At 73.3% G+C, this 20,293-nt stretch carries 16 protein-coding genes; 12 read left to right on the top strand and 4 right to left on the bottom strand.

The genetic code is table 11. The features are described from left to right. From sucB to IF99_RS0101750, 5 genes are all read left to right on the top strand, one after another. The gene (gene sucB / locus IF99_RS0101770) at positions 1-1,806 is read left to right on the top strand and encodes a 2-oxoglutarate dehydrogenase, E2 component, dihydrolipoamide succinyltransferase (protein ID WP_030994483.1); all 1,806 of its coding nucleotides are present in this window, start codon (positions 1-3) and stop codon (positions 1,804-1,806) included. 173 nt (positions 1,807-1,979) lie between these two features. After that, positions 1,980-2,603, top strand: a complete 624-nt coding sequence (locus tag IF99_RS0101765; RefSeq protein WP_030994482.1) for a GntR family transcriptional regulator — start codon at positions 1,980-1,982, stop codon at positions 2,601-2,603. A gap of 487 nt (positions 2,604-3,090) precedes the next feature. After that, positions 3,091-5,787, top strand: a complete 2,697-nt coding sequence (aceE, locus tag IF99_RS0101760) for a pyruvate dehydrogenase (acetyl-transferring), homodimeric type (protein ID WP_030994481.1) — start codon at positions 3,091-3,093, stop codon at positions 5,785-5,787. Between the two features lie 163 nt (positions 5,788-5,950). Further along, positions 5,951-6,736, top strand: a complete 786-nt coding sequence (locus IF99_RS0101755; RefSeq protein ID WP_030994480.1) for a VOC family protein — start codon at positions 5,951-5,953, stop codon at positions 6,734-6,736. Positions 6,737-6,878: 142 nt separating this feature from the next. Then, on the top strand, positions 6,879-7,406 hold the full coding sequence (locus IF99_RS0101750; RefSeq protein WP_030994479.1) for a DUF4240 domain-containing protein: 528 nt from the start codon (positions 6,879-6,881) through the stop codon (positions 7,404-7,406). A gap of 113 nt (positions 7,407-7,519) precedes the next feature. On the opposite strand, the gene IF99_RS0101745 is transcribed toward IF99_RS0101750, so the two are convergent. Both IF99_RS0101745 and IF99_RS0101740 read right to left on the bottom strand, forming a co-directional pair. Next, positions 7,520-8,767, bottom strand: coding sequence for a PP2C family protein-serine/threonine phosphatase (locus IF99_RS0101745; RefSeq protein ID WP_030994478.1), 1,248 nt, complete (start codon positions 8,765-8,767; stop codon positions 7,520-7,522). A 115-nt stretch (positions 8,768-8,882) separates the two neighbouring features. Then, positions 8,883-9,449: a GNAT family N-acetyltransferase gene (locus IF99_RS0101740; protein WP_030994477.1), complete on the bottom strand. Its 567-nt coding sequence runs from the start codon at positions 9,447-9,449 to the stop codon at positions 8,883-8,885. A 70-nt stretch (positions 9,450-9,519) separates the two neighbouring features. On the opposite strand from IF99_RS0101740, the gene IF99_RS0101735 reads away from it, so the two are divergent. Continuing rightward, complete coding sequence (locus IF99_RS0101735) at positions 9,520-10,524, top strand: TIGR01777 family oxidoreductase (RefSeq protein ID WP_078654948.1); 1,005 nt, start codon at positions 9,520-9,522, stop codon at positions 10,522-10,524. A 358-nt stretch (positions 10,525-10,882) separates the two neighbouring features. Beyond that, on the top strand, positions 10,883-12,199 hold the full coding sequence (locus IF99_RS0101730; RefSeq protein ID WP_030994475.1) for an NAD(P)/FAD-dependent oxidoreductase: 1,317 nt from the start codon (positions 10,883-10,885) through the stop codon (positions 12,197-12,199). A gap of 88 nt (positions 12,200-12,287) precedes the next feature. Here the strand turns inward: IF99_RS0101730 and IF99_RS0101725 are convergent, their stop codons facing one another. After that, a complete protein-coding gene (locus tag IF99_RS0101725) occupies positions 12,288-13,874 on the bottom strand; it encodes a hypothetical protein (RefSeq protein WP_030994474.1) in 1,587 nt (528 codons plus the stop codon). A 461-nt stretch (positions 13,875-14,335) separates the two neighbouring features. On the opposite strand from IF99_RS0101725, the gene lipB reads away from it, so the two are divergent. The 4 genes from lipB (at position 14,336) to IF99_RS0101705 (ending at position 17,686) form a co-directional block, all read left to right on the top strand. Next, entirely contained in the window at positions 14,336-15,121 is a 786-nt protein-coding gene (lipB, locus tag IF99_RS0101720) for a lipoyl(octanoyl) transferase LipB (protein WP_030994473.1), read from the top strand. A gap of 257 nt (positions 15,122-15,378) precedes the next feature. Next, a complete protein-coding gene (gene lipA / locus IF99_RS0101715) occupies positions 15,379-16,347 on the top strand; it encodes a lipoyl synthase (RefSeq protein ID WP_030994472.1) in 969 nt (322 codons plus the stop codon). Between the two features lie 413 nt (positions 16,348-16,760). Further along, positions 16,761-16,961, top strand: a complete 201-nt coding sequence (locus tag IF99_RS0101710) for a hypothetical protein (protein WP_030994471.1) — start codon at positions 16,761-16,763, stop codon at positions 16,959-16,961. Between the two features lie 29 nt (positions 16,962-16,990). After that, positions 16,991-17,686, top strand: coding sequence for a DUF4191 domain-containing protein (locus IF99_RS0101705; protein WP_030994470.1), 696 nt, complete (start codon positions 16,991-16,993; stop codon positions 17,684-17,686). A gap of 257 nt (positions 17,687-17,943) precedes the next feature. Here the strand turns inward: IF99_RS0101705 and IF99_RS0101700 are convergent, their stop codons facing one another. Continuing rightward, positions 17,944-18,411, bottom strand: coding sequence for an RDD family protein (locus IF99_RS0101700; protein WP_030994469.1), 468 nt, complete (start codon positions 18,409-18,411; stop codon positions 17,944-17,946). A 265-nt stretch (positions 18,412-18,676) separates the two neighbouring features. Between IF99_RS0101700 and glnA the strand changes: the two genes are divergently transcribed. Beyond that, complete coding sequence (gene glnA, locus IF99_RS0101695; protein ID WP_030994468.1) at positions 18,677-20,086, top strand: type I glutamate--ammonia ligase; 1,410 nt, start codon at positions 18,677-18,679, stop codon at positions 20,084-20,086. The last annotated feature ends 207 nt before the right edge of the window (positions 20,087-20,293 follow it).

The following is a 20,293-nucleotide window of genomic DNA, read 5'->3' as shown; positions in this document are numbered from 1 at the left end:
ATGCCGGTTTCCGTCACCCTTCCGGCGCTCGGCGAGAGCGTCACCGAGGGCACTGTCACCCGTTGGCTGAAGGCCGAGGGCGAGCGCGTCGAGGCCGACGAGCCGCTGCTGGAGGTCTCGACCGACAAGGTCGACACCGAGATCCCCTCGCCCGCCGCCGGCGTCCTCTCCTCGATCAAGGTCGCCGAGGACGAGACCGTCGAGGTGGGTGCCGAGCTGGCGCTCATCGACGACGGCTCCGGTGCCCCGGCCGAGGCCCCCGCGCAGGAGGCCGCCCCGGCCGCCGAGCCGCAGCAGCCCGCGCAGGCCGCGCCCTCCACCGAGGCCGCCGAGCCCGCCCCCGCCCCGACCGCCGAGGCCGCCGCCGGTTCCGGCTCGGCCGAGGGCACCGACGTGGTCCTCCCGGCGCTCGGCGAGAGCGTCACCGAGGGCACCGTCACCCGCTGGCTCAAGGAGGTCGGCGACTCGGTCGAGGCCGACGAGCCGCTTCTCGAGGTCTCGACCGACAAGGTCGACACCGAGATCCCCTCCCCGGCCGCGGGTGTTCTCCTGGAGATCACCGTCGCCGAGGACGAGACCGCCGAGGTCGGCGCGAAGCTCGCCGTCATCGGTCAGCCCGGTGCCGCCCCGGCCGCGGAACCCGCCCCGGCCCAGCCCGCCCCGGCGCAGGAAGCGCCGAAGCAGGAAGCGCCCAAGCAGGAGGCCCCGAAGCAGGAGGCCCCGAAGCAGGAGGCCCCGGCCCCGCAGCCCGCGCCGCAGCAGGCCGCCCCGGCGCCCGCCCCGGCCGCGCAGCCCGCCGCCCCTGCGCCCGCCCCCGCGCAGCCCGCCCCCGCCGCGCAGGCTCCCGCGTCCGCCGCTTCGGCGAGCGACGAGGGCGCCTACGTGACCCCGCTCGTGCGCAAGCTCGCGCACGAGCAGGGCGTGGACCTCTCCACGGTCAAGGGCTCCGGTGTCGGTGGCCGCATCCGCAAGCAGGACGTGCTCGCCGCCGCCGAGGCCGCCAAGGCCCAGGCGCAGCCGGCTCCGGCCGCCGCCGCTCCCGCCGCCCCGGCGGGCAAGCAGGCGCCGAAGCTGGAGGCCTCGCCGCTGCGCGGCCAGACCGTCAAGCTGACCCGCATGCGCAAGGTCATCGGCGACAACATGATGAAGGCCCTGCACTCGCAGGCGCAGCTCACCACGGTCGTCGAGGTCGACGTCACGCGGCTCATGAAGCTGCGCGCGCAGGCCAAGGACGCCTTCGCCGCGCGTGAGGGCGTCAAGCTCTCGCCGATGCCCTTCTACGTGAAGGCGGCGGCGCAGGCGCTCAAGGCCCACCCGGTCGTCAACGCCCGTCTCAACGAGGACGAGGGCACCGTCACGTACTTCGACTCGGAGAACATCGGCATCGCCGTGGACGCCGAGAAGGGTCTGATGACGCCGGTCATCAAGGGCGCGGGCGACCTGAACCTCGCCGGGATCGCGAAGAAGACCGCCGAGCTCGCCGGCAAGGCGCGCGGTGGCGGCCTGACCCCCGACGACATGTCGGGTGCGACCTTCACGATCAGCAACACGGGTTCGCGCGGCGCGCTCTTCGACACCGTGATCGTCCCGCCGAACCAGGTGGCGATCCTCGGCATCGGCGCGACCGTCAAGCGCCCGGCCGTCATCGAGACCGCCGAGGGCACCGTCATCGGCGTGCGCGACATGACGTACCTGTCGCTCTCCTACGACCACCGCCTGGTGGACGGCGCCGACGCCGCCCGCTACCTCGGGACCGTCAAGGCGATCCTGGAGGCCGGGGAGTTCGAGGTCGAGCTGGGTCTGTGACCTTCCCGCACGGACCGGTGCATACCGCACCGGCCCGGGGAGCACGGAGGGTGGCGTACCGCCGCTTTCTGTAAGGTTCCTCACCCACGGCGCCCCCGTTCGGACCATGTCCGGGCGGGGGCGCCGCCGTATGGTTCGTACGACACCCTGTCGAAGGAGTCGTAGGAGCTTCCATGACCGCGCCCGTCGTCCATTCGCTGCGTGACCAGATCCGCGAGCACATCGTGGAAGGGATCGTCAGCGGGCGCTGGAAGCCGGGCGAACGGATCGTGGAGCGGCGCATCGCCGTCGAGCTGGAGGTCTCCCAGACGCCGGTACGGGAGGCACTGCGCGAGCTGGAGAGCCTGCGGCTCATCGAGTCGGCGCCCAACAAGGGCGTCCGGGTCCGCAACATCACGGCGGCCGACCTGGAGGAGTCCTATCCGGTACGGGCCGGGCTCGAACAGATCGCGGCGGAACTGGCCGCCGAGCGGCTCGCCACCGACTGCTCGGCGCTGGAGCCGCACGTGACGGCTCTGTACGAGGCCGACAGCGCCTCGGACGGCACGGGCCAGGTCCGGCACACGGTCGCCTTCCACCGCGCCCTCGTCGGCGCGGCGGGGAACGCGGTGCTGCTGCACACGTGGGAGGGGCTGGGCATCGAGGTCTTCACGGCCCTGTCGATCCGCTGGCTGGGCACGCGGCAGCAGTCGTACGCGGAGGAGCACGAGCAACTGGTCCGGGCCTTCCGGGCGCGGGACCCGCAGATCGGCCCGCTGGTGAAGGCGCATGTACTGGGGTGCGCGCCGAGGGCGTGAGGGTGGGGGCTGGGGGCGGGGGCGTTGGGGCTTCCGCCCAGCCGTGACAAGCCCCGCCCAGCCGTGACAGCCCCCTCCCACCCGGGGGGCTCCCCTGTTACCAGTCTTCCGCAAATCACCCCCCGCCCCCGACTCTCCACCGAAATCTGTGGACAACTCCGCGAAACCCCTCACGCCCCTCACCCGATCCGGTGAGCACTTTCCGCACGACCCCCGAGTTGTCCACAGGCTGCCGGCCCCCTCCCGCCTGAGCGCTCTCCCCGCCACCCGAGCGCCGAGTCCGGCAAATCGCCCCAGGTCAAGCGACACTCCGTGCCGATTCGACGGGCACTGGATGCCAATTTCCCGTTCCGGGCAATTTTTTCCCTCCCAGCCTTTGATCGATCATCGATCAGCGGCTTACAGTCGAGGACGGACTCCACCGAGTCCGGCGCCCTGTCCTGCCTCCACAGGGCTAACACCCCCCTTCGACACGGAAGGCGGCGACATGACCGACCCCACCCGCATCCAGCCCAGCGAGCTCGACCAGCTCCCGGACCGCGACCCCGAGGAGACCGCCGAATGGCAGGCGTCCCTGGACGCCGTGACCGAGGCGGCCGGGCCGCACCGCGCCGCGTACCTGATGCGCCGCACGCTGGAACGCGCCGAGGGCAACGGTCTCGCGCTGCCCAAGCTCCTTGAGACCGACTATCTCAACACCATCCCCACGGCCGCCGAGCCCGAGATCGACGGCGACCCGGAGATGGAGGCCCGCGTCACCGCGTGGAACCGCTGGAACGCGGCGGCCATGGTGACGCGCGGCTCGAAACACGGCGTCGGCGGCCACATCGCCACCTTCGCCTCGGCCGCGTGGCTCTACGAGACCGGCTTCAACCACTTCTTCCAGGGCAAGGAGCGCGACGGCTCCGGCGACCAGATCTACGTCCAGGGCCATGCCTCGCCGGGCATCTACGCCCGCGCCTTCCTCGACGGCCGCCTCACCGAGGAGCACCTCGACCACTTCCGGCAGGAGGCCGGCGGCAAGGGCCTCCCGTCCTACCCGCACCCGCGCCGCCTGCCGTGGCTGTGGGAGTTCCCCACGGTGTCGATGGGCCTCGGCCCGCTCTCCGCGATCTACCAGGCGCGCTTCAACCGCTACCTGACGAGCCGCGGCATCAAGGACCTCTCGCAGTCGCACGTGTGGGCCTTCCTCGGCGACGGCGAGATGGACGAGCCCGAGTCGACGACCGCTCTCACGCTCGCGGCCCGCGAGGGTCTCGACAACCTGACCTTCGTCATCAACTGCAACCTCCAGCGCCTCGACGGACCGGTCCGCGCGAACTTCAAGATCGTGCAGGAGCTGGAGGCCGAGTTCCGCGGCGCCGGCTGGAACGTCGTCAAGACGCTGTGGGGCTCCGCCTGGGACGAGCTGTTCCAGCTCGACACGACGGGCGCGCTCGTACGCCGCCTGCGCGAGGTACCGGACGCGCAGTTCCAGACGTACCAGACGCGCGAGGTCGCCTACATCCGCGAGCACTTCTTCGGCGCCGAGCCGGCCCTCGTCGAGCTGGGCAAGCTGCTCAGCGACGACAAGATCCTGGAGTGTTTCAAGACCTCCCGCGGCGGCCACGAGCCCCGCAAGGTCTACGCCGCCTACCGCGCCGCGCTCTCCCACAAGGGACAGCCGACCGTGATCCTCGCGCAGACCGTCAAGGGCTACACGCTCGGCAAGGGCTTCGAGTCCAAGAACGCCAACCACCAGATGAAGAAGCTCACGGTGGACGAGTTCAAGGACATGCGCGACCTGCTCGGCCTGCCGATCCCCGACTCCGCCTTCGTCGACGGCCAGGTGCCCTACGGCCACCCCGGCGCCGACTCGCCCGAGGTCCGTTACCTGCACGAGCGCCGCGCGGCCCTCGGCGGTCTCGCCCCGGCCCGCCGCACCCAGCCGCTCGCGCCGCTGCCCGCGCCCGCCGACAAGGCGTTCGCCGCCTTCGACAAGGGCTCCGGCACCCAGCCCGTCGCGACCACGATGGCCTTCGTCCGCCTCGTGAAGGACCTCATCCGCGACAAGGAGACCGGCAAACGCTGGGTCCCGATCGTGCCCGACGAGGCCCGCACCTTCGGCATGGAATCGCTTTTCCCGTCCCTCGGGATCTACTCCCCCAAGGGCCAGACGTACGAGCCGGTCGACCGCGACCAGCTCATGTACTACCGCGAGGCGGAGAACGGCCAGATCCTCAACGAGGGCATCACCGAGGCCGGTTCGATGGCGGACTTCATCGCCGCCGCCACGTCGTACGCGACGCACGGCGAGCAGATGATCCCCTTCTACATCTTCTACTCGATGTTCGGCTGGCAGCGCACGGGCGACCAGATGTGGCAGCTCGGCGACCAGCTCGGCCGCGGCTTCCTCGTCGGCGCCACGGCCGGTCGTACGACCCTGACCGGCGAGGGCCTCCAGCACGCGGACGGCCACTCCCCGGCCATCGCGGCGACGAACCCGGCGGCGCTCACGTACGACCCCGCTTTCGCCTACGAGATCGCGGCGATCGTCAAGGACGGTCTGCGCCGAATGTACGGCGAGGCGCGGCCCGACGAGGACCCGAACGTCTTCTACTACCTCACCGTCTACAACGAGCCGATGCCGCAGCCGGCGAAGCCCGAGGGCGTCGAGGAGGGCATCCTCAAGGGCCTCTACCGCTTCAACACGGCCGAGACCGCCGGGCTGAGCCTCGGCGAGAAGGCCCCCCGGGCCCAGCTCCTCGCCTCGGGCACCGCGATCCACTGGGTGCTCAAGGCGCAGCGGATGCTCGCCGAGGAGTGGGGCGTCGCCGCCGACGTGTGGTCGGCGACCTCGTGGAGCGAGCTGCGCCGGGACGCCATGGAGGCGGACGAGGCGCTGCTGCGCGGCGAGGAGCGCGTCCCGTACGTGACCCGCGCCCTCTCCGGGGCCCCGGGCCCGGTCGTCGCGGTGAGCGACTACATGCGCCAGGTCCCCGACCAGATCGCCCAGTGGGTGGAGCAGGACTGGACCTCGCTCGGCGCGGACGGCTTCGGCATCTCCGACACGCGTGAGGCGGCCCGCCGCTACTTCGGCGTGGACGCCGAGTCGGTCGTCGTCGCGACGCTCGCCCAGCTCGCCCGCGGCGGCCTGGTCAAGCCGGCCGCCGTCAAGGAGGCACGCGAGCGCTACGGCCTCTGAGCCCTTTGGCAGGGGGTGGGACGCGACCCGCGGGTCGCGTCCCACCCCCTGCCCGTATCCGCCCTTTTGCCCGCTTCCGCGAGCCGTGCGTGAATGGACTCGTCCCCGGGCGCCCGCGCACCGCGCCACGCCCGTGCCACCGACCGGAGCGGGAGCACGGTCCATGAAGATCGCCAACGTGCCGTCGGCGCCCTGCTGGGCGGATCTGACGACCCCCGACACGGCCGCCGCGCGCCGCTTCTACCGGTCCGTCCTCGGCTGGGAGGGCAGCGAGCTGCCGGGCGGGGACGCCCAGGGCTACGGGCTCTTCGCGCTCGACGACGGCCGGAGCGTGGGCGGCTTCGTGCCGACCGCGCGCCCGGACCGCCCGGCCGCGTGGCTGCCGTACTTCCAGGCCGAGGGCGTGGACGCGGTCACCGCGCGCGTCGAGGGCGCGGGCGGCACGGTCACGGCGGGTCCCTCGGACATGCTCGACCAGGGCAGGTACGCGGTGTGCGCGGACCCGGCGGGCGCGGTCTTCGGGCTGTGGCAGCGGCGCGCGCACCCGGGCTTCGGGGTCGTCAACGCGGTCGGGGGCTTCTGCTGGTTCGAGCTGGCGAGCCGCGATCCCGCCGTACCGACCGACTTCTACGCCACCGTGCTCGGCTGGGCGACGACGAGTCCGGACGAGAACGGCTACCGCATGTGGACCGTCGACGACGAGCCCTTCGGGGGGCTGCTGCGCATGAACGACTCCTTCCCGGCGCACGTGCCGCCGCACTGGACGGTGTACGTGGCGACGGAGGACTGCGACGCGACGGCCGCGCGCTGCGCCAAGGCGGGCGGCACCGTGCTCGTCCCGCCCCGCACGATCGCCTCGGGCCGCTTCACCGTGCTGAGCGACCCGCAGGGCGCCGTCTTCGGGGCGCTCGCGCTGAACCCGCTGAGCGGCCTGGCGGAGCTGGCCTGATCCGGACGCTGTCCCGCCTCCGGCGCGGCGCGTGCGCCCTACCCGCCCCGCGCCCTCGCCACCCGCGCGGGCGGGGCAGAACGCACGTTCCCGCCCGGCCCGGCGTGCGCCGGGCGCGGTAAGGGCGGATGCTGTGCTCGTGATGGACGAGACGCAGTTCTGGGAGATCATCGACTCCGCCCGCGAGGCGGCGGACGGCGATCCGGAGGAGCAGGCCGACATGGTCGTCGACCGGCTCCTCCAGCTCGACCCCGAGTCGGTCGCGGACTTCGCCCGTCATTTCACGGTGCGCTTCCGCCGGGCATGGACGTGGGAGCTGTGGGGCGCGGCCGGAGTGCTGCTCGCCGCGCCCGAGGGGGCCGACGAGGAGAGCTTCGACTACTTCCGCTGCTGGCTCATCGCGCAGGGCCGCTCCGTCTTCGAGGGCGCGCTCGCCGACGCCGACTCGCTCGCGGAACTGCTCCCGGACTTCGACGAGGAGATCGACGGGGACGCGGGCGAGCTGGGCGAGGCGGCCGAGGACGCCTACGAGCAGCTCACCGGGGCCCCGCTGCCCGCGCTCGGCCTGCCGCCCGAGGCCGAGGTCCCCGAGGGCACGCCGTTCCCGCTCGACGACGAGGACGAGCTGGAGGCCCGGTACCCGCGGCTGTGGGAGCGGTACGGGGGTTGAGGGGGCCGGGGGGCTGAGCGGGCGAGGCGCACTTCGGGCCGCGCGGGCCGGGCCCGCCGGTTCCGCACGGGCGAGGTCCGCCGGTTCCGTACGGGCGAGGCTCTCCGGTCCGCTCATCCCGTCCCGCCGCCCGGCCCCGTCACCGGGTCGGTCACGTCCGGCGGGTCGGGCAGGTCCGGCGGGTCGGGGGCGAAGACGAGCATGGCGACGTCGTCCGTGATGTCGCCGCGCGCGTAGCCGCGCAGGTCGTCCCAGAGGGTGTCGGTGAAGGCGATCGGGTCGTTTGTGCGCAGCCGGGCGGCCCGCTCGGTGAGCGGGTAGAAGGTGCCCCCGCGGTCGCGGGTCTCGGTCACCCCGTCGGTGTACGCGAAGAGCCACTCCCCCGTCCGCAGGGGCACCGTCAGCGTGCGGTAGCCGTCGGAGGGGACCCCGAGGCCGAGCGGCGGGCCGGCGATGACGGGGAGTTCGCGGGCGCCACCGGCGTGGATGAGGAGCGGCGGCGGGTGTCCGCAGGAGACGATCCGTACCTCCGTGGAGCCGGGCGGGAACTCGAGGAGCACGGCGGTCGCGAAGAGTTCCGAGACGGCGTCGGTGTCGCCCTCGATCCGGCCGGCGGCGATCATGTCCTCGGCGTCGACGCTGAGTCTGCGGTCGAGTTGCCCGGCCACGCCGGTGAGGCGTTCCTGGTCGAGCACGGCCTCGCGGAAGGCGCCGAGCAGCGCGGCGACCGTACCGACCGCCTGGAGTCCGTGCCCCTGCACGTCGCCGACGAGCGCGCGCACCCCGTACGGGCCCTCGCGGACGTCGAAGAGGTCCCCGCCGACGAGCGTGCCGTGCTGCGCGGCGCGGTACAGCCCCGCGCAGCGGACCTGGCCGACGCGGGGCGGCAGTGGGGGCAGGACCGCGAACTGGGCGGCCTGGGCGACCGTGCGGACGGTGACGAGCTGTTCGTCCCTGCGGCGCCGCGCCCAGGCGATGACGACGCTGAGCACGGCGACGAAGGCGACCGTGATGAGGTCGGAGTCGCCCGCGCGGCCGAGCCGGATCGCGGGCACCCAGAGCAGGACGAGCACGATGCCGCCGAAGACGGCGGTGCCGAACGCCTTGTAGGTGAGCGCGGCGAGCGGCGGGATCGCGCCGATGAGGAAGCCGAGCTCGATCCTGTTCCCGACGATCCCCTGGACCACGGCGAGCGCGAAGAGCAGGTAGACGGGGAGCCACCGCAGCCACCGGGAGGGGCGCGCCACGCGCAGCGGGCCGCCGCCGCGGTCCTGGCGGCGCAGCACCGCGCGCGCGGCGACGGCGACCCGCCAGGGCCGGTTCTCGCCGCGGCTCGTGTTCTCGGGCTCCGGCCCCTGCATCGGGTGTACTCCCTCCGGGCCCGCTGTCGATCCGGACCGCTCGCCCCGCCTTCGTACGGCGCGGGTCCCACCCTCGTACGGTGCCGCTCGCACCGCACGCCGGGTGGCCCCGGCGTCACTCCTCGGGGTGTACCACGAGGCCCATGAGGACATCGTCCACGTACGCCCCGTCGAGGAACATCTCCTCCGGCAGGATGCCCTCGACGGCGAAGCCCTCGCTCTCGTAGAGGCGCCGTGCGGGTGTGTTGTGGCCGAGCACGCGCAGCGTGAGGCGGCGGGCGCCCTCGGCGCGGCAGCGGGCGACGGCGGCGCGGAGCAGGGCGCGGGCGACGCCCCGGCCCCGTACCGCCGGGTCGACGGCGAGGCCCTGGATCGCGCGGACGTGGGCGTTCGCGGGCAGGGGGAGGGACGGGACGAGGCGGAGATAGCCGACCGGGCGGCCCGGCGTCTCGGGGACTTCGGCGACGAGGTGGGCCTCGGGGCCGCGCTCCGGACGGAAGAAGGGCGGGAACGGGGGTACGGGGCGCGGGGTGACGGCGTGGAGCGTGGACCAGGTGGCGGCGTCGAGGGCGGCGAGCGCGGGCTCGTCCTCGGCGCGGGCGGGGCGGATGAGGGGAGCCCCGGGGGCGGGGCGCGGGGCGGGCGGCTGCGCGGGCGTGGCTATGGGCTGTTCGGTCGGCATGGGGTCATCCTTCACCCGGGCCGCTCACCCCTCACGCCATTTTCCCGGACCGGCGGGGCACGATGACGGCATGGACGAGCACGAGCACGACGACGGCACGGGCGCGGCGACGGGTGGGGGCCCCGTGGCAGGCGGGGGTTTCGACGCGGACGAGGCGGCGGCACGGGAGGGGCCCGCGCGGCGGCGCGTGGCGATCGCGGGGGCCTCCGGGCTCATCGGCGGCGCGCTCGCCCGCTCGCTGCGCGCCGACGGGCACGCGGTGGTGCGGCTCGTACGGCGCGAGGCACGGGCCGGGGACGAGGCGCGCTGGGACCCGGAGCGCGGTGACGTGGACACCGCGGCCCTCGCGGGCTGCGACACGGTCGTGAACCTCGCGGGCGCGGGTGTCGGCGACCACCGCTGGACCGAGGCGTACAAGCGGACCATCCGTGACAGCCGCGTGCGCGGCACGGCGACGCTCGCGGAGGCGGTCGCCTCGCTCGACCAGCGGCCCGAGGTCTTCGTGTGCGGCAGCGCGATCGGCTACTACGGCGATACGGGCGAGCGTGCCGTGGACGAGAGCGCGGGCCCCGGCGAGGGCTTCCTGCCGGACGTGTGCGTGGAGTGGGAGGCGGCGGCGGGCGCCGCGGCCGAGGCAGGGGTGCGGACGGTGTTCGCGCGCACGGGGCTCGTCGTCTCGCGCCGGGGCGGGGCGTGGGGGCGGCTCTTCCCGCTGTTCAGGGCGGGGCTCGGGGGGCGCATGGGGAACGGGCGGCAGTACTGGAGCTTCATCGCGCTCCACGACCACGTCGCGGCGCTGCGCCACCTCATCGACACGCCCGCGCTGGAAGGCCCCGTCAACCTGACGGCGCCCGAGCCCGTGACCAACCGCGAGATCACCGCGGCGATGGGGCGCGTCCTGCACCGCCCCACACCCTTCCCCGTCCCGGCCCCGGCCCTCCGCCTCGCCCTGGGCGAGTTCGCGGGCGACGTCCTCGGCAGTCAGCGCGTCGTCCCCCGCCGCCTCCTCGACTCCGGCTTCCGCTTCGCCTTCCCCCTCGCGGACGAGGCGATCGCGGCGGCGGCACGGGGCTGAGGACGGCTGCGGCGGGGGCGGAGCACGGCACTGCGGGGCGGGGCGGGACCGGAGGCTTGGGACCGGCGAGCGGCGGTACGAGGCCGGGGCCCAAGACCGGCGAGCGGCGGGGCGGGAGCGGGGAATGGCGGCACGTGGTCCGGGGCCCGGACCGGCGAGCGGTGGTACGAGGCCGCGTCGCGGCGGCCGGTGACCCGGCGTGCCCGGTACCGAGCCACCCCGTGCCACCCCGCGCCCCCGTGCGAGCGCTCCCCCGCTTCCGGCCCCGCTCCTAGGCTCGTCGAGGAACTGGGCTCATAGCGCGGGCTGTTCGGGGCACACGCCCCAGCGGCAGACGCCCGACCCCGAGGGAGGGGCCGTGTTCGATACGGCACAGCAAGCGGATGTGATCATCGTCGGAGCCGGAGTGGCGGGCCTCTCGGCGGCGCACCACCTGGTCAGTACGGGAGTGACGGTCTCCGTCCTGGAGGCCGGGCCGCGCGTCGGCGGGCGCATGGCGACCGAGGAGGTGGACGGCTTCCGGCTCGACCGCGTGGGCCGGTTGCTGAGCACCGCGCACCCCGAACTGCGCCGCACCCCGGGCCTCGAAGGGCTCCCGCTGCGGCCCTTCGCACCGGGCGCGCTCGTACGCAGCGGAGGGCGGCTGCACCGTGTCGGCGACGGCAGGCGCGCCAGGGGCGCACTGACGGCGGCACGCGCCCTCGCGAGCGCCCCCCGTCCGTACGGAGCGGGGGCCCGCGCCCTCGACCAGGCGCGGCTCTCCGCCGTCCTCTCCCGGCTCGCGCACGCCGACGACGCCCGGCTGAGCGCACGCGAGGAGCGCACGGCGGCCGAGGCGCTCGTGGCGCAGGGCCTGCCGCGCCGTACCGCGCAGACGTTCCTCCGGCCGCTGCTCACCGCGCTGCTCCTCGACCCCGAGCTGTCCACGTCCTCCCGCGTCGCGGACTTCGCGCTGCGCGATTTCGCGCGGGGGCGGCTGTGCGTGCCCGAGGGCGGCTCGGGGGCGCTCGCAGAACGGCTCGCCGCGACGCTGCCGCCGGGCACGATCCGTACCGGCGTGCACGTGACGGCCGTGTCGACGTCCGCCGTGACAACGAAGGAGCACGGCGAACTCCACTGCCGCGCGCTGCTCGTGGCGACGGGCGCCAGGGACGCGGCGGAGCTGCTGCCGGGCCTTCGCGTGCCACGCTTCCACGAGGTGACGGTCTTCCACCACAGCGCGCCCGTCGCGCCCGCCACGGGGTCCTCGCTCGTCCTCGACGGCGACCGCTCGGGCCCGGTCTCGCACACGGCGGTGCTGAGCGCCGTGGACCCGGGCCGTGCTCCCGCCGGGCGCGCGCTCGTCTCCTCGACGATCCCGGGCCGCCCGCCCGCCGGTCTCGACGCCCCGGTACGGGCGCACCTCGCGGCGCTGTACGGCGTGCCGACCGGGGACTGGGACCTGCTCGCGGTGCACCACGACGCGGAGGCGGTCCCCGCGATGGCCCCGCCGCACGACCCGCGCCGCGCGGTCCGCGTCCTGGACGGCCTCTACGTGTGCGGCGACCACCGCGACACCGGCTCGGTCCAGGGCGCCCTCAGCTCCGGCCGCCGCGCCGCCCACGCCGTCCTGCGCGACTTCGGCGTCACACCCAGCGCACGGACCCGCGGCCTGCCGGAGGTGGTGGCGGCCTGAAGGGGCCCACCGCGCCCACCACCCGATCCGGTGAGCGCTTTCCGCAGGACCACCGAGTTGTCCACAGACCGCTTTCAGCCACTCCGCTTCACTGATACGCCGCCACCCGGTCCCGGTACCCCCGGACCGGGCCCGCGTCGCGGTACGGCTCCAGGCGGCGTTCGAAGTCGCGTACGTACTCGACCGCGCGAACGGAGCGCATCTCGCCCGCCGCCTGCGCGGCCTCCGCTCCGTGGGCGCAGGCCGCATCGAGGTCGCCGAGGCCGAGGCGGGCCGTGGCGAGGACGACGCGGCAGAAGAGGCGGCTGCGGGCGTAGCCGCTCGCGCGCAGTTGCAGGGAGCGTTCGGCGTGCTGTGCCGAGGCCCGGTACTGCTGGAGGTCGCGGTAGCAGTGCCCGAACTCGTCGGCGAGCTGGGCCTCGTCGAAGAAGCGGGCCCAGCCGGGGACCTCGTCGCCGGGGCGGGCCGCTTCGAGCGCCCGCTCGGCCCGTACGAGGGAGGCCGTGCAGGACCGCGTCTCGCCCAGCACCCCGTGGCCCCGCGCCTCCGCCGCGTGCAGGAGTGCCTGCACGGTGGGCGGCACCGCCGAGCCGACGCCCTGCTGGGCGACCCGCGCGAGCTGCACCGCCTCCCTGCCGTGGCCGAGGTAGACGGCCTGGCGGCTCATCGTGATGAGGACGTACGCCCCGTAGACACGGTCGTCGGCGGCCTGCGAGAGGCGCAGGGCCTGCACGAAGTACCGCTGCGCGAGTCCGTGCGCGGCGATGTCGTACGAGGTCCAGCCGGCGAGCCTCGTGAGGTCCGCCACGACGGCGAAGAGGCGGCGGCCGGTCTGCTCGCCGTAGACGCCGCGCAGCATCGGCTCGGCCTCGTGCTCCAGGTAGCGGACCAGGGCCTGCCGGGCGTGGCCGCCGCCGTAGGCGTTGTCGAGGGAGCGGAAGAGGTCGGCGACGGAGCGCAGCGCGGCGATGTCGCCGCTCGTGACCTTCTGCCCGGGGCCCCGCTCGCTCCCCGAGCGCTGCCACGAGGCGCCCGGCGCGGGGGCCGGACCGCGCAGGGCCCCCGGCCTGGCCTGCTGCGGGACCCGGTTGGCACCCGCCGTCGGCTGCGGGGGCACGCCGAGCGCGCCCACGGGCATGGGTTCCTGCCGGGGGATCTCCGTGTTCTCCGCGCCCTCCTTGGGTTCCGGGCGTCCCGCCCGCCCCGCGCGTTCGTCCGCGAGCCGCCCCACCCGCTCGTCGGGGCGGCCGATGAGCCAGTCGCGGCTCGGGACGACGAGGCCCGCGGGGGTGAAGGCGATCTTGCGGAGTTCGGCGTGGCTCCCGGAGTCCTTGCGCCACAGGCCGCCGACGATGTCGACGGCCTCCTCGGGCGTCCCGGCGAATTCGAGGCCCGCGTAGACGGGGGCGCAGGCGTCCAGGCCGAGGTCCTGGGCGCTGAGCCTGCGGCCGAGGCGTCGCGTGAAGACCTCGGCGATGAGCGCGGGGGTCGTGCCGCGCGGTTGCTGGCCGCGCAGCCAGCGGGTCACGGAGGTTTTGTCGTATCTCAGGTCGAGCCCGTGTTCCAGTCCGAGCTGGTCCACTCGCCGGGCGAGCCCCGCGTTGGAGAACCCCGCCTCCGCGATGAGCGCGGCGAGCTGTCGGTTGGGGGTGCGCTGAGGGGTTCGGTCCGTCATCAGCTGTGCGGTCTCCTGCCTTCCGGGCCCGAAAGCTGCCCTCGTGGAACGGCGCGAATGTAACGGGCGGCGAACTTCTCATCACGTCCTTCGTCCCTCGTTCATCCGATCGTGTGAGGATTGCCCGGAGAACTGACGGAAAGCGGGCCCTGGAGGCCGTACGCGTTCACTCGTTCGTGGCGCGTCAGGATTTCCCCTGAACCGGCTGCTTTCCGGCTACGTGAAACCTCTCCCCCACCCGCCCGTCGGCCCGTGCCCACCCCCGTTCCACCCGTGGCCGCCGCGCCTGTCGCCCCCTGCCCACCCCGCCGGTCGGCCCGCGCCCGCCCCAGCCATCGGCCCGTGCCCGCCCCACCGGTCCGCCCCGGGGCCTGCCGTCGCCGTCCGCGCGCGCCGCCGTACAGTGGCGAAGGCACGCGTGGGTGCCGGAGGACCGAAGGACGCATGTGGGAAGGCACGCCGTGAGTGAGCTGCGATTCGTCCGTATGGGCCTGGAGTCCGCCGAGACGGCGTACACGCCCTACCTCGACGCCTGGGAGGAGCAGCGCCGGGTGCACGCGGCGCGCGTCGCCGACGAGATCCCCGACACCTGTCTGCTCCTGGAGCACCCGCCGACGTACACGGCGGGCCGCCGTACCGAGGAGAGCGAGCGCCCGCTCGACGGCACCCCCGTGATCGACGTGGACCGCGGCGGCAAGATCACCTGGCACGGCCCCGGCCAGCTCGTGGGCTACCCGATCGTGCGGCTCCCGAGCCCGGTCGACGTCATCGCGCACGTACGGAACCTGGAGGAGGCCCTGCTGCGCACGTGCGCCGAGTTCGGCCTCGAAGCGACGCGCGTCGAGGGGCGCAGCGGCGTGTGGATGCTCGGCGACCCGGTCGAGAAGCGGCCCGGCGGGCTGACCCTCGAACTGGAGCGGACGGACCCGCTCTTCGATCCGCGGCTCGCGGGCCCCGAGTACGCGCCCTCCAACGCGGGACAGCGCCACGAGGACCGCAAGCTCGCCGCGATCGGCGTGCGGATCGCGAAGGGCGTCACGATGCACGGCTTCGCGCTCAATGTGAACTCCGACACGACGGGCTTCGACCGCATCGTGCCCTGCGGCATCCGCGACGCGGGCGTCGCCTCGCTCTCGGGCGAGCTGGGCCGCGAGGTCACGGTCCGGGAGGTGCTGCCGGTCCTGGAGCGCCATCTCGCCGAGGTCCTCACGGGCGCGGGCGCGCCGCCGCTGTCGACAGCGGTCTGACGGGGCCCGGGGCCGTACGGGTGCGACGCCGCCGCCCGTACGGGAGGGCCGACCCCGCCCCCGTGGGGAAGCTCTTCCCGCCCCCGTACCGGGGCCAGTTCCCCGACCAGTGGCCTCCGTTGGGCCGTACGGGGGAATGCGCCTGCGGTTCGCTGGGTTGGGCACGGAGCGGGCCCCTGCCCTCACGGGCGTAGGCTGGGCCTCGCCGAAGAATCGAAAGCCACGACGCGCGATCGCAGCAGAAAGGGGCGCCGGGCATGTCCGCAGTCGCACCCGACGGGCGCAAGATGCTCCGCCTGGAGGTCCGGAACAGCCAGACCCCCATCGAGCGCAAGCCCGAGTGGATCAAGACCCGCGCCAAAATGGGCCCCGAGTACAACGAGCTGCAGAAACTCGTGAAGAGCGAGGGTCTGCACACGGTGTGCCAGGAGGCCGGCTGCCCCAACATCTACGAGTGCTGGGAGGACCGCGAGGCCACCTTCCTCATCGGCGGCGACCAGTGCACCCGGCGCTGCGACTTCTGCCAGATCGACACGGGCAAGCCGCAGGCGCTCGACCGCGACGAGCCGCGCCGCGTCGGCGAGTCGGTCCGCACGATGGACCTCAACTACGCCACCGTCACCGGCGTCGCCCGTGACGATCTGGAGGACGGCGGGGCCTGGCTCTACGCCGAGACCGTCCGGCAGATCCACGCGCTGACCGCCGAGCGGGCCCTGGGCGGCACGAAGGTCGAGCTGCTCATCCCCGACTTCAACGCGGACCCGGACCAGCTCGCCGAGGTCTTCGCCTCGCGCCCCGAGGTCCTCGCGCACAACGTCGAGACGGTCCCGCGCATCTTCAAGCGCATCCGTCCGGGTTTCCGCTACGAGCGCTCCCTCAAGGTCATCACCGAGGCCCGCGAGGCCGGTCTCATCACGAAGTCGAACCTCATCCTCGGCATGGGCGAGACCCGCGAGGAGGTCAGCGAGGCGCTGCGCGATCTCTACGAGGCAGGGTGCGAGCTGATCACGATCACGCAGTACCTGCGCCCCTCGCCCCGGCACCACCCCGTCGAGCGCTGGGTCAAGCCGCACGAGTTCGTGGAGCTGAAGGAGGAGGCCGAGCAGATCGGCTACTCCGGGGTCATGTCGGGCCCGCTCGTCCGCTCCTCGTACCGCGCCGGCCGCCTCTTCCAGCAGGCGATGGAGCGGCGCGGCGCGATGGCGGGGCCGCTGCCGACCGTGTGAGGCCCAGGGGTCCGCTGCCGACCGTGTGAGGCCCAGGGGCCCGCTGCCGACCGTGTGAGGTCCGGCACAGCGGCGCGCGTCCCGCGCGCGCAGGGCGCGCCCCGTTCCCGGACGGGAGCGGGGGGGGCGGACCGCGCAGTGCCCCCGGCCCCGGAACCGTTCCCCCAGGCGGGGGGCGGTTCCGGGGCCGCCGTCTTTCGCCTGTGATCGCGAAGGCCCGCGCGGCGTGCGCACGTCGTTCGCACGGCGTTCACGGAAGACGGTCTTCCGCCGCTTCATGACCGTTTGACCCGTCGGTCACCGGCTGGTAACACCGTGCTGTGACGCTGGGAGCGAGGCGCCGCGGGGGTTCGCGTGACGTTCTCGCCCGTACGAGCAGCGCGTCACCGTCGTCAGCCCCGGGGAGCCCCACCGTGCCGAGCGTCCACCACCTGCCGAAGGCCCGTACCACCCTCCTCGCCCCGCTCTCCTCGGCCGTCCGCGCCGTGGACTCCGCCCTGCTCAGCCGCTCCGCGCGCAACGCGCGCACGGCCGTGATCGCCGACCGCGCGCGAGCCAGGGAACGGGCCGAGGCGGAGGCCGTCCTGAGCGCGCTGCCCGCCCGCACGTCCTAGCGCGGGGCGCGCCACGTAAACTCCACAGCATGGCGAGGAAGGACACCGCAGAGAGCTCTGCGAATCAGGGGCGACTGAAACAGATCGCTCTCACTTACAAGATGACCCGACGGGTCGATCCGAAAATCGGCCTGGTGATCGGTGCCGTGGGGATCGTCGTCTTCGGCGTGCTCCTCGCGATCGGCTTCCTGATCGGCCACCCGGTCTACCTGGGTATTTTCGGCTTCCTCGTCGGCGTTCTCGCGATGGCGATCATCTTCGGGCGGCGCGCCGAGCGTGCGGCGTTCTCGCAGATGGAGGGGCAGCCGGGCGCGGCGGCGGCGGTGCTCGACCAGATGAAGCGCGGGTGGACGACGACGACGGCGGTCGCGATGAACCGCAGCCAGGACGTCGTGCACCGCGCGGTCGGCAAGCCCGGCATCGTGCTGATCGCCGAGGGCAACCCGAACCGGGTCAAGAGCCTGCTCGCGGCGGAGAAGCGCAAGATGGCGCGCGTCGTCTCCGACGTGCCGGTGCACGACATGATCGTGGGCAACGGCGAGGGCCAGGTCCCGCTGAAGAAGGTCCGTACGACCCTTCTGAAGTACCCGCGCGTCCTCACCGGGCCCCAGGTCACCGAGACCACGGACCGGTTGCGCGCGATGGGCGACATGATGAAGAACATGCCGCTCCCGAAGGGGCCCATGCCGAAGGGGATGCGGATGCCCCGGGGCCCGCGCCGCTGATTCCTCCCACCCGTCACCACAACCGCCGAAGGGGCGGGCCCGCCAAGGGGCCCGCCCCTTCGGCGTGCGAGGGGCCGGGATCGTGCGCTTGCCGGGGAGGAGCGCCGTCCTCGTCGAGGGGGCGGCGGGCGAACGGCGACACCATGCCGAACATGCCGCTCCCCATGGGGCCCGTGCCACAGGGCATCCGGACGCCCGTCCGCAGGTGCCGGGAGTGAGGGAGTGCGCCAAGACGTACGGCTCGCGGAGAGGCGGCCTCAGACCCGGATCTGCACCGCGCGGGCCAGGCGGTCGTGGAGGCCGCGGGAGTCGCGGTCCCAGATGAGGGCCGGGATGGCGAGGCAGAGGAGCACGCTGCGGATCAGGACGCGGACGATGCCGAGCCTGCCGCCGTCCTCGGCGATGACGCGGAGGCGGAAGAGGGCCTTGCCGGGGGTGCCGCCCACCGTGCCGAGGGTGAGCACGCTCAGGACGAAGAAGATCGCCAGGGCCCAGTTCCCCGCCGCCTGCTGGTCACCGCGCGCGAGGAGACCGTATGCGATGAGCATGCACAGGGCCCAGTCCACGAAGAGGGCGCCGAAGCGGCGGCCGAGAGGGGCGAGGGAGCCGGGACCTTCCTGCGGGAGCCCGAGGCGCTCGCCCCGGTACCCGAAGTCGACACCCATCTCCTCGGCGGCGGCACGCGGGCCCGAGAGCCACGATCCCATTGCATCCCTGTTGTCCACCGCTCCACGGTACTGCGCCCGGCCCCCGCGCCCCCTGGCAGCCCCCGCCCGGCGCGTACGGGCGCGTGGGGGCGGCGGACGCGGGTAGACGCGCGCCGTGGCCCGGCCGCTCAGGAGCCCCGAGGTGGTTAACTTCGGTGAAACAAATGGGTCACGCTTGAGAAATCCCGTCTTTCTATGGTCGGCTCCACCGTGGGTCACCGCACTGACTGCGGGCACGAGCTGAAACCCCCGCCCCTCCCCGGGTGGGAGGAGGAGGAGTTGGATGTTCCAGAACGCCGATGACGCCAAGAAGTTCATCGCCGACGAGGGCGTGGAATTCGTCGACGTCCGCTTCTGCGACCTGCCGGGCGTGATGCAGCACTTCACGGTGCCGGCGAAGGCGTTCGACCCGGCCGATGAGCTCGCCTTCGACGGCTCGTCGATCCGCGGCTTCCAGGCGATCCACGAGTCGGACATGGCGCTGCGCGCCGACCTGTCGACCGCGCGCGTGGACCCCTTCCGCCGCGACAAGACGCTCAACATCAACTTCTTCATCCACGACCCGATCACGGGCGAGCAGTACAGCCGTGACCCGCGCAACGTGGCGAAGAAGGCCGAGGCGTACCTCGCCTCGACCGGCATCGCCGACACCGCGTTCTTCGGTCCCGAGGCCGAGTTCTACGTCTTCGACAGCGTCCGCTTCGAGACCTCGGCGAACCGCTCGGTCTACGAGATCGACTCCGAGGCCGGCGCCTGGAACACCGGCTCCGAGGTGAACAACCGCGGCTACAAGGTCCGCTACAAGGGCGGTTACTTCCCGGCCCCGCCGGTCGACCACTTCGCCGACCTGCGCGCCGAGATCTCCCTGGAGCTGGACCGCGCCGGCCTCGAGGTCGAGCGCCAGCACCACGAGGTGGGCACGGCCGGACAGGCCGAGATCAACTACAAGTTCAACACGCTGCTCGCCGCGGCCGACGACCTGATGCTCTTCAAGTACATCGTGAAGAACGTCGCCTGGCGCAACAACAAGACCGCGACCTTCATGCCGAAGCCGATCTTCGGCGACAACGGCTCGGGCATGCACGTGCACCAGTCGCTGTGGACCGGCGGCCAGCCGCTCTTCTACGACGAGCAGGGCTACGCGGGCCTCTCGGACATCGCCCGCTACTACATCGGCGGCATCCTCAAGCACGCGCCCTCGCTGCTCGCCTTCACGAACCCGACGGTGAACTCGTACCACCGCCTGGTCCCCGGCTTCGAGGCCCCGGTCAACCTGGTCTACTCGCAGCGCAACCGCTCCGCCGCGATGCGCATCCCGATCACGGGCTCGAACCCGAAGGCGAAGCGCGTCGAGTTCCGCGCGCCGGACCCGTCCTCGAACCCGTACCTCGCCTTCTCGGCGCTCCTCCTCGCGGGCCTCGACGGCATCAAGAACAAGATCGAGCCGGCCGAGCCGATCGACAAGGACCTCTACGAGCTCGCCCCCGAGGAGCACGCGGGCGTCCCCCAGGTCCCGACCTCCCTCCCGGCCGTCCTCGACGCCCTCGAAGCGGACAACGAGTACCTCCAGGCCGGTGGCGTCTTCACCTCCGACCTCATCGAGACCTGGATCGACTACAAGCGCACCGCCGAGATCGCCCCGATCCAGCTCCGCCCGCACCCCCACGAGTTCGAGCTGTACTTCGACATCTAAAGAGCACGCGGGGCGTGGGCGGACACCTCGGACGCACGGGCTGACCTGCTGAAAAGCTGACCGTCAGTGCTCGTTGTTCCCTCTCGCTCGTCCCCCTGTCGTGCACCACGTGCGCACCGCGCCCGGTTCCGCCTGACGCTTCGTCAGCAACAGTGAGGCCGCCATCCCTTCCTGGATGGCGGCCTCACTCAGTTCCTCGTCACCCCA

Source organism: Streptomyces sp. NRRL F-5630 (assembly GCF_000719475.1).
In the GTDB taxonomy this organism is placed as follows: Bacteria; Actinomycetota; Actinomycetes; order Streptomycetales; family Streptomycetaceae; genus Streptomyces.
Note: the sequence above shows the minus strand (reverse complement) of the source record. Positions and strands in the feature narration are given on the sequence as shown.

Excerpts from the sequence above, each read along its gene's own strand:
- sucB (WP_030994483.1), top strand. The coding sequence starts at position 1 with ATGCCGGTTTCCGTCACCCTTCCGGCGCTCGGCGAGAGCGTCACCGAG.
- IF99_RS0101765 (WP_030994482.1), top strand. The coding sequence starts at position 1,980 with ATGACCGCGCCCGTCGTCCATTCGCTGCGTGACCAGATCCGCGAGCAC.
- aceE (WP_030994481.1), top strand. The coding sequence starts at position 3,091 with ATGACCGACCCCACCCGCATCCAGCCCAGCGAGCTCGACCAGCTCCCG.
- IF99_RS0101755 (WP_030994480.1), top strand. The coding sequence starts at position 5,951 with ATGAAGATCGCCAACGTGCCGTCGGCGCCCTGCTGGGCGGATCTGACG.
- IF99_RS0101750 (WP_030994479.1), top strand. The coding sequence starts at position 6,879 with ATGGACGAGACGCAGTTCTGGGAGATCATCGACTCCGCCCGCGAGGCG.
- IF99_RS0101745 (WP_030994478.1), bottom strand. The coding sequence starts at position 8,767 with ATGCAGGGGCCGGAGCCCGAGAACACGAGCCGCGGCGAGAACCGGCCC.
- IF99_RS0101740 (WP_030994477.1), bottom strand. The coding sequence starts at position 9,449 with ATGCCGACCGAACAGCCCATAGCCACGCCCGCGCAGCCGCCCGCCCCG.
- IF99_RS0101735 (WP_078654948.1), top strand. The coding sequence starts at position 9,520 with ATGGACGAGCACGAGCACGACGACGGCACGGGCGCGGCGACGGGTGGG.
- IF99_RS0101725 (WP_030994474.1), bottom strand. The coding sequence starts at position 13,874 with ATGACGGACCGAACCCCTCAGCGCACCCCCAACCGACAGCTCGCCGCG.
- lipA (WP_030994472.1), top strand. The coding sequence starts at position 15,379 with ATGTCCGCAGTCGCACCCGACGGGCGCAAGATGCTCCGCCTGGAGGTC.
- IF99_RS0101705 (WP_030994470.1), top strand. The coding sequence starts at position 16,991 with ATGGCGAGGAAGGACACCGCAGAGAGCTCTGCGAATCAGGGGCGACTG.
- glnA (WP_030994468.1), top strand. The coding sequence starts at position 18,677 with ATGTTCCAGAACGCCGATGACGCCAAGAAGTTCATCGCCGACGAGGGC.